Source organism: Burkholderiales bacterium, assembly GCA_035560005.1.
In the GTDB taxonomy this organism is placed as follows: Bacteria; Pseudomonadota; Gammaproteobacteria; order Burkholderiales; family Eutrophovitaceae; genus DASRFY01.
Window position 1 is genome coordinate 44,480 of the sequence record DATMAN010000089.1, and the last position, 7,317, is coordinate 51,796.

The window sequence follows — 7,317 nt, forward strand, 5'->3', positions numbered from 1 at the left end:
AAAGGCTCACCGCAGGGCGGAAGAAAGACGGAAGAGCGATACACGAAGTCGCGAAGAAAGAAAGGGGATAGCGGACTTGGTTTCCTCCGTGATCACGGTGTTCTCCGTGGTTCAGGATTGCGCATTGACTTGCCTTGCGCCCTCGGCGTTCCCCGCGGTGAGAGGTTGATCTGGATGAGAACCGGCCATGACTGAAAAGACAATCCAGGTATCGGTTGCCGGGCGCGTGGCCACGGTCACGCTGAACCGCCCGGAAGTGCACAACGCTTTCGACGACCACCTGATCCACGAGCTGACGCACGCGCTGGGCGATCTCGGACGCGACGCCGCCGTGCGCGTGGTCGTTCTGGCCGGATCGGGTCGGAACTTTTCGGCCGGCGCCGACTTGAACTGGATGAGGCGCATGGCTGACTATTCGGAAGCGGACAACTTGCGCGATGCGATCGCGATGGCGAATCTCATGCGCACGCTCGCGGGCTTGCCCAGGCCGACGATCGCGCGCGTACAAGGCGCTGCCTTCGGCGGCGGCGTGGGGCTGGTCGCCTGCTGCGACATCGCGGTCGCCGCCGAGGATGCGAGCTTTTCGCTCTCGGAGGCCCGCCTCGGTCTGATTCCGGCGGTCATCAGTCCGTACGTCATCCGCGCGATCGGCCGGCGCGCCGCTCAGCGCTACTTTCTCAGCGCCGAGAAGTTCTCCGCGCCGGAAGCGCTGCGCGTCGGCCTGGTGCACGAGGTCGTCGCGCTCCAGGGGCTCGACGAGGCGGTGGGGAGGATTTCCGGCGAGCTGCTGAAGAGCGGTCCTCACGCGGTGGCGGCCGCCAAGCGGCTGATCGCCGACGTCGCAGAGGCGCGCCTGGACCACGCGATCGTCGAGGAGACGGCGCGGCGCATCGCGGCCATCCGCGTCAGCCCCGAAGGGCGCGAGGGCATCGCCGCGTTTCTCGAGAAGCGCAAGCCGGCCTGGTTGTCGGGAGACAAGTAAATGGAAGCGATCAACGCCGCCGACCGCCAGAAGGCGAAACTTGCCATGTTGTTCGGCACGCTCGGCGTGGTGGGTTTTCTGCTGGTCCTGTTCGCCGGCTTCGGGCTCTGGGGGCACGCGCGGTCGAGGGATGTTCCGGTACCGACCTATGACCGGTTCGTCGGCGAGCTTCAGGCGACCGCGCCCGGCCACATCCCGCAACTGACGCGGGCGATCTTCGAGAAGTGGTCGGCCTGCGAGACGACCCGCAGGGGCATGGCCAGCGTCGCGATCCACGCGCTGATCAGTTCGTCGCTCGTGGCCATCGCCCTGTTCACCTTGTGCCTGGTGCTCAACGTGCAGCTCTATCGCCGGCTGAGCGCGTTGGCCAGCGCCGCCGAGCCGCCGCAGCCTCCCGAGCGGGTCGACGATACCTGGAGATCCTGAGCGCAGACCTCGACGCAGAGGGGTGCACGGCCACGCAGAGAGAACCGAATGGCGAACTGTTCGGCAGCACACCTGGTTTGCGCTGGAAGAGTTGACCGGACGATGCGTCCGAGGCGCTGAGTTTGCGGTGTTGACTTTACGATGTTCGAGAAGATCCTCATAGCGAACCGCGGCGAGATCGCAGTGCGCGTCGCCCGCACCGCCAGGCGGCTCGGGATCCGCACCGTGGCGGTGTACTCGGAGGCGGACGCGCGGGCATTGCACGTACAAGCCTGCGACGAGGCGTATCTGATCGGCCCGGCGGCGGCGCGCGAGTCCTATCTGCGCGCCGAGCGCATCGTCGAGGCGGCGCGCAGGTCCGGCGCGCAGGCCATTCATCCCGGCTACGGGTTTCTCTCGGAGAACGCGGCATTCGCCCGCGCCTGCGCCCAGGCCGGTGTGGTCTTCATCGGGCCTGCGCCCGCGGCGATCGAGGCGATGGGATCGAAGAGCGCGGCGAAGGCGCTCATGGAAAAGGCGGGTGTGCCGCTGGTGCCCGGCTATCATGGCGAGGACCAGGATGCGCGCACGCTCGCCAGGCATGCAGAGCGCATCGGCTACCCGGTGCTGATCAAGGCCTGCGCCGGCGGCGGTGGCAAGGGCATGCGGGTGGTGAACGCACCCGGGGAATTCGCCGAGGCGCTGGCCGGCGCGAGGAGGGAGGCCGCGTCGAGCTTCGGCGACGACCGGGTGCTGATCGAGAAGTACCTCGCCCGCCCGCGGCACATCGAGATCCAGGTGTTCGCCGACAGCCACGGCCATTTCGTTCATCTCTTCGAGCGTGACTGCTCGGTGCAGCGGCGCCACCAGAAGATCCTGGAAGAAGCACCCGCGCCCGGGATGACGCCGGCCCGCAGGCGCGGCATGGGCGAGGCGGCGATCGCCGCTGCGAAAGCGATCGGCTACCTCGGCGCCGGCACGGTCGAGTTCATCGCCGAGCCGGACGGCCGCTTCTACTTCATGGAAATGAACACGCGGCTGCAGGTCGAACACCCCGTGACCGAAATGATCAGCGGCGTGGACCTGGTGGAGTGGCAGTTGCGCGTCGCCGCAGGCGAGCCGCTGCCGCTCGCGCAGGAGCAGCTCTCGATCTGCGGGCACTCGATCGAGGCGCGCATCTACGCCGAAGACCCGGCGCGCGGTTTCCTGCCCGCGGCGGGACGCATCGCGCACCTGCGCTTTCCCGAGCCCTCGCGCCACGTGCGCATCGATACCGGCGTGCGCGAGGGCGACGAGATCGGCGTGCACTACGATCCGATGATCGCCAAGCTGATCGTATGGGACGCCGACCGTCCGGCTGCGCTGAATCGGCTGCGCGCCGCGCTGGCCGAGCTGGAGATCGTCGGCCTTGCGACCAATGCGCCGTTTCTTCAGACCCTGACGGCGCATCGCGCGTATGCGCAGGCCCACCGCGAGCCCGGCCTGCTCGAAACCGGGCTGATCGAACGCCACCGCGCCGAGCTTTTCACCGAACCCGGGCCAGCCACCGATGAAACGCTGGCGCTCGCGGTGCTCGCCGAGCTGCTGCGATTCGATCGCGAGGCGCGCCTGCAGGCCGCGCGTTCCTCCGATCCCCATTCGCCCTGGCATCGCCGGGACGGCTGGCGCCTGAACGAGGACAATCACCACCGTTTCGCGTTCATCGACCGCGGGCGGCGGGTCGAAGTCCTCGCGCATTACCGTCCGGGGGGCTACCTGCTCGAGCTGCCCGGCGGGGCGAGCTTCGCGAGCGGCGAAGAGCGCGGTGAAAAGCGCATCGCCGCCAACCTCGGCGGCCGGCAAATCCACGCCACCGTGGTGCGCGACGGCCACGCGCTGGTAGTGTTTGCAGGCGGTTCCATGCGCCGCATCGAGCGCGAAAAACCACCGGCGCTGGAAGAGGAAGATCCTGCCGGCCGTCTCGTGTCGCCGCTGCCGGGCAGCGTCGTCAAGGTGCTGGTCGAGCAAGGGGCGCGCGTGGCCAAGGGTCAGGCGCTGATGATCATCGAGGCGATGAAGATGGAACACACCATCCTCGCGCCGCACGCGGGGCGGGTGGCGCAGATATACTTCGCTTCCGGCGACCGCGTCGAAGAGGGCGCGCAACTGCTGGCACTGGAAAGCGAATGAACTACCCGAAACGCGTGAAGATGGTCGAGGTCGGCCCGCGCGACGGACTGCAGAACGAGGCCGCGAGCGTCGCGCTCGAAGTGAAGGTCGGGCTGATCGATCGCCTCTCGGAGGCCGGGCTGCCGGTGATCGAGGCCGGCAGTTTCGTCTCGCCCGGATGGGTGCCGCAGATGGCGAACACCGCTGAAGTGCTGGCCCGTATCCACCGCAGGCCCGGCGTGTCCTACCCGGTGCTGGTGCCGAATATGAAGGGCCTGGAGGCGGCGATGGCGGCCGGCTGCGAGGAGATCGCGATCTTCGCCGCGGCGACCGAGACCTTCTCGAAGAAAAACATCAACTGCTCGATCGCCGAGTCGCTCGCGCGCTTCGCGCCGGTAGCGAAGACCGCGCGCGACCGCGGCATGCGCGTGCGAGGCTATCTCTCGGTCGTTCTCGGCTGTCCGTACGAAGGCGAGGTCAGACCCGAGCAGGTCGTCGAGGTGGCCAAACGCCTGTGGGACATGGGCTGCTACGAGATCTCGCTCGGCGACACCATCGGCACCGGCACGCCGGCCAAGACGCAACGGCTGTTCGAAGCCGTCGGCAAGCAGATTCCGATCAAGAAGCTCGCCGGGCATTTTCACGACACCTACGGTCAGGCGCTGGCCAACATCCTGGCGGCGCTCGAGCTGGGTATCGCGACGTTCGACAGCTCGGTGGCGGGCCTGGGCGGCTGTCCGTACGCCCAGGGCGCGACCGGCAACGTCGCGAGCGAGGACGTGCTCTACATGCTTCAGGGCATGGGCATCGAGACCGGCGTGGACATGGGCAAGCTGCTCGAGGCCGCGGAATTCATCTGCGCGGCGCTGAACCGTCCCACCGTTTCGCGCGCCGGACGCGCGCTCGCCGCCAGACGCAGGAAGGCTGCGTGAACTCGCCGCTGGAACAAGTGCCGTCCCCCTGCGTCAACGTCTGCCAGATGGACTCCGAGACCGGCTACTGCCGCGGCTGTCTGCGGACCATCCAGGAGATCGCCGGCTGGCTCGATTTCACCAACGAGGAGAAGATCGCCGTGCTGCAACGGCTGGAAGAACGAAGGAAGTCGGCGGCATGAGCGCGCTGTCTTCGCCGGTTGCGCGCAGGCTGCTGCACAGCCGCCGCGTCGCATGCTTCGGCTATGCGCGCGACGACGGTCTGTGGGACATCGAGGGACACCTCGTGGACACCAAGACCTACGATCTCCACGACCTGGACCGCGGCCCCACGCCCGCGGGGCAGCCGCTGCACGAGATGTGGCTGCGGCTCACAGTGGACATCGATCTGAACATCGTCGCGGTTGAGGCGAAGACCGTCTGGGGGCCTTACGCCATCTGCGGCGAGATCACGCCGAACTTCCAGCGCCTCAAGGGCCTCGCGATCAGGCCCGGCTTCAGCCAGAAGAGCCGCGAGCTGCTGGGCGGAGTCGAGGGCTGCACGCATCTGGTCGAGCTGCTCGGCCCGATTGCGACGACCGCGTTCCAGACCGTCTATTCGGAGAAGGTCAAGCGCGATCGCACGGTGGGCGGGAAGAAGCGGCCGGCGCTCATCGATTCCTGTCACGCCTGGGCTTCGGACGGCCCGGTGGTCGAAAGACGCTTTCCGGAGTTTTTCACCGGCAAGAAGAAAGCCGGCTAGCCGCATGCGCGCGAAACCGCTGTCCGGAGTGCGCGTGCTCGATCTGACGCGGCTGCTGCCCGGTCCGGTGTGCACTCTGCATCTCGCCGATCTCGGCGCCGACGTGATCAAGGTCGAGGACACCGGTGCGGGCGACTACGCGCGTTCGCTCGGCGTATCGAAGGGTATCGCCCCGGTATTTCTGGCCATCAATCGCAACAAGCGCAGCCTGCGGCTCGATCTGAAGCAGCGCGCCGGGGTGGAGGTGTTCCTGCGGCTCGCGCGCCAGGCGCAGATCGTGGTCGAAAGTTTCCGCCCGGGTGTGGTGGACCGGCTCGGTGTCGGTTACGAGGCGTGCAGCCGCGTGAACCCGAAGATCGTGTACTGCTCGATCTCGGGTTACGGGCAGAGCGGGCCTTACAGGGATCTCGCCGGCCACGACGTCAACTACTGCGGCTACGCGGGACTGAGCGACCAGATCGGCACGGCCAGCGGCGAGCCGGCGCTTCCCAACCTGCAGATCGCGGACATCCTCGGCGGCGCGCTCGTCCCTGCAATGGCGATTCTCGCCGCGCTGTTCGATGCCGCTCGCACCGGTCAGGGAAGATACGTGGACGTGGCAATGACCGAGGGCGTGCTTGCACACAATCTCCACGCGCTCGCGGCAGTCGCCCTGGAAGGGCGCGCCCGGCCGATGGGCCAGGACTTTCTCTCGGGCCGGGAACCCTGCTACGCGCTCTACCGCTGCGCCGACGGGCGCTACATGGCCGTTGGAGCGCTGGAGAAGAAATTCTGGGACGGCGTGTGCGACGTGCTCGAGCGCCCGGACCTGAAGCCGCATCACTGGAGCCTGGGCGGCGGCGACCGCGAAAACACGAAGCGCGCGCTGCGCGAGATCTTCGCCAGCCGGCCGCAGTCGTACTGGATCGAGAAGTTCAAGGATGCCGACTGCTGCGTCTCACCGGTGCTGCGGCTGGAACAGAGCCTGAACGATCCGCAGATCCTCGCTCGGCAGATTGTCGTCCGCACGCCGCACCCGCACGCCGGCGAAGTACTGCAATTCGCCCCGCCATTCAAGATGAGCGAATACACCTTCGAGGTTTCGCGCCCTGCGCCTGAAGCGGGAGAACATGGCGAGGAGATACTGCGGGAAGTCGGCTATGGCGACGCGGAGATCGCGCGCTTGCGCAGTGCCGGGATGATCTGACTGCGATGGCTGGTGAAATTCGCGTCTGACCCTGAGCTGCGCACCGATCGGGTGTGCGAGCGGGCGCCCGCGCGCTGAACAGGTTCCATGACGCCGGATTCCGACAACCGGAAGTTCAGTCCCGGCGATAGCCGTAGAACCACCGGCTGCCGGTGGCGCCGGTGCGCACGGTATGCGAAGCGCCCGCCGGAATCAGGAGCTCCTCGCCGGGCGCGGGCCTGAAGACCCTGCCTTCGATTTCGAATTCGACGTCGCCTTCGATCGGCATCACCAGCTCGTCAATATCGTGAACGAAATCGGCCCACACCTGCCCGGGCGGGTCGATCCAGACGTCGCACGAAAACCCGCGTGCTGCCCAGTCGCGCGCTACCGCTTCTCGTTCAATGGTCTTTGTCGCCGTCACGAGAAAGACGCAGGAAAAGGCGATGAATGCAGCAAACCATCGGCCGTGCCGTCACGCGCGGCTCTGCCAGATGATCGGATCACGGCGGGCATGAAAGAGGATCTTTCCCGTCTTCCCCTGCGTCGGCCGCGTCCTTTGCGTTGAGACCTTAGTCTTCGTCAGGCTCGAGCCAGTAGGAGACGGTGACCGGATGCGCGGCGAGCCAGAGCCGTGCCGCGTCGCGCGGCGCCATGTTCTTCACGTTGACCATGTAGTCCAGTTCGGTCACCCACTTTACCGACAACTCCATGCGGCGCAGCACGTCCATCGTCGGCTTGTCGAGCTTCTGCGAGATGTCCTTGTGCGCGAGGAGATACGCAGCGTCGGTGCGGCCCAGCAGCTCCTTCGGTTCTTCGAGGATGCGCAGCCTCGCCACCTGGTTGAGGAACTGTGGCTGCCACAGCGGCGTGACGAACCACTCGCCGGCCGAAAGATTGGCGTTGAACCACGCGATCCAGTCGGCGGGTTTGCCCGGCACGA

Annotated in this window: 9 protein-coding genes; 7 read left to right on the plus strand and 2 right to left on the minus strand. The window is 67.0% G+C overall.

What is annotated here, in order from left to right; translation table 11 throughout:
• The first annotated feature begins 187 nt into the window (after positions 1-187).
• The 7 genes from VNM24_13190 to VNM24_13220 all read left to right on the plus strand — a co-directional run bounded on the left by VNM24_13190 (position 188) and on the right by VNM24_13220 (position 6,395).
• Positions 188-982, plus strand: coding sequence for an enoyl-CoA hydratase/isomerase family protein (locus VNM24_13190; GenBank protein HWQ39535.1), 795 nt, complete (start codon positions 188-190; stop codon positions 980-982).
• A complete protein-coding gene (locus VNM24_13195) occupies positions 983-1,408 on the plus strand; it encodes a hypothetical protein (protein HWQ39536.1) in 426 nt (141 codons plus the stop codon). It abuts the gene before it with no gap.
• A gap of 141 nt (positions 1,409-1,549) precedes the next feature.
• On the plus strand, positions 1,550-3,556 hold the full coding sequence (locus tag VNM24_13200; protein ID HWQ39537.1) for an acetyl/propionyl/methylcrotonyl-CoA carboxylase subunit alpha: 2,007 nt from the start codon (positions 1,550-1,552) through the stop codon (positions 3,554-3,556).
• A complete protein-coding gene (locus VNM24_13205; protein ID HWQ39538.1) occupies positions 3,553-4,467 on the plus strand; it encodes a hydroxymethylglutaryl-CoA lyase in 915 nt (304 codons plus the stop codon). The genes VNM24_13200 and VNM24_13205 overlap by 4 nt, the downstream gene beginning before the upstream one ends.
• Positions 4,464-4,649, plus strand: coding sequence for a DUF1289 domain-containing protein (locus tag VNM24_13210; GenBank protein HWQ39539.1), 186 nt, complete (start codon positions 4,464-4,466; stop codon positions 4,647-4,649). Before VNM24_13205 ends, VNM24_13210 begins: the two co-directional genes overlap by 4 nt.
• Positions 4,646-5,209: a DUF2889 domain-containing protein gene (locus tag VNM24_13215; GenBank protein ID HWQ39540.1), complete on the plus strand. Its 564-nt coding sequence runs from the start codon at positions 4,646-4,648 to the stop codon at positions 5,207-5,209. The genes VNM24_13210 and VNM24_13215 overlap by 4 nt, the downstream gene beginning before the upstream one ends.
• Before the next feature lie 4 nt (positions 5,210-5,213).
• Positions 5,214-6,395: a CaiB/BaiF CoA-transferase family protein gene (locus tag VNM24_13220; GenBank protein HWQ39541.1), complete on the plus strand. Its 1,182-nt coding sequence runs from the start codon at positions 5,214-5,216 to the stop codon at positions 6,393-6,395.
• Positions 6,396-6,510: 115 nt separating this feature from the next.
• On the opposite strand, the gene VNM24_13225 is transcribed toward VNM24_13220, so the two are convergent.
• Complete coding sequence (locus tag VNM24_13225; protein HWQ39542.1) at positions 6,511-6,798, minus strand: hypothetical protein; 288 nt, start codon at positions 6,796-6,798, stop codon at positions 6,511-6,513.
• 148 nt (positions 6,799-6,946) lie between these two features.
• A partial coding sequence (locus VNM24_13230; GenBank protein ID HWQ39543.1) for a glycine betaine ABC transporter substrate-binding protein occupies positions 6,947-7,317 on the minus strand: 371 nt, incomplete at its 5' end.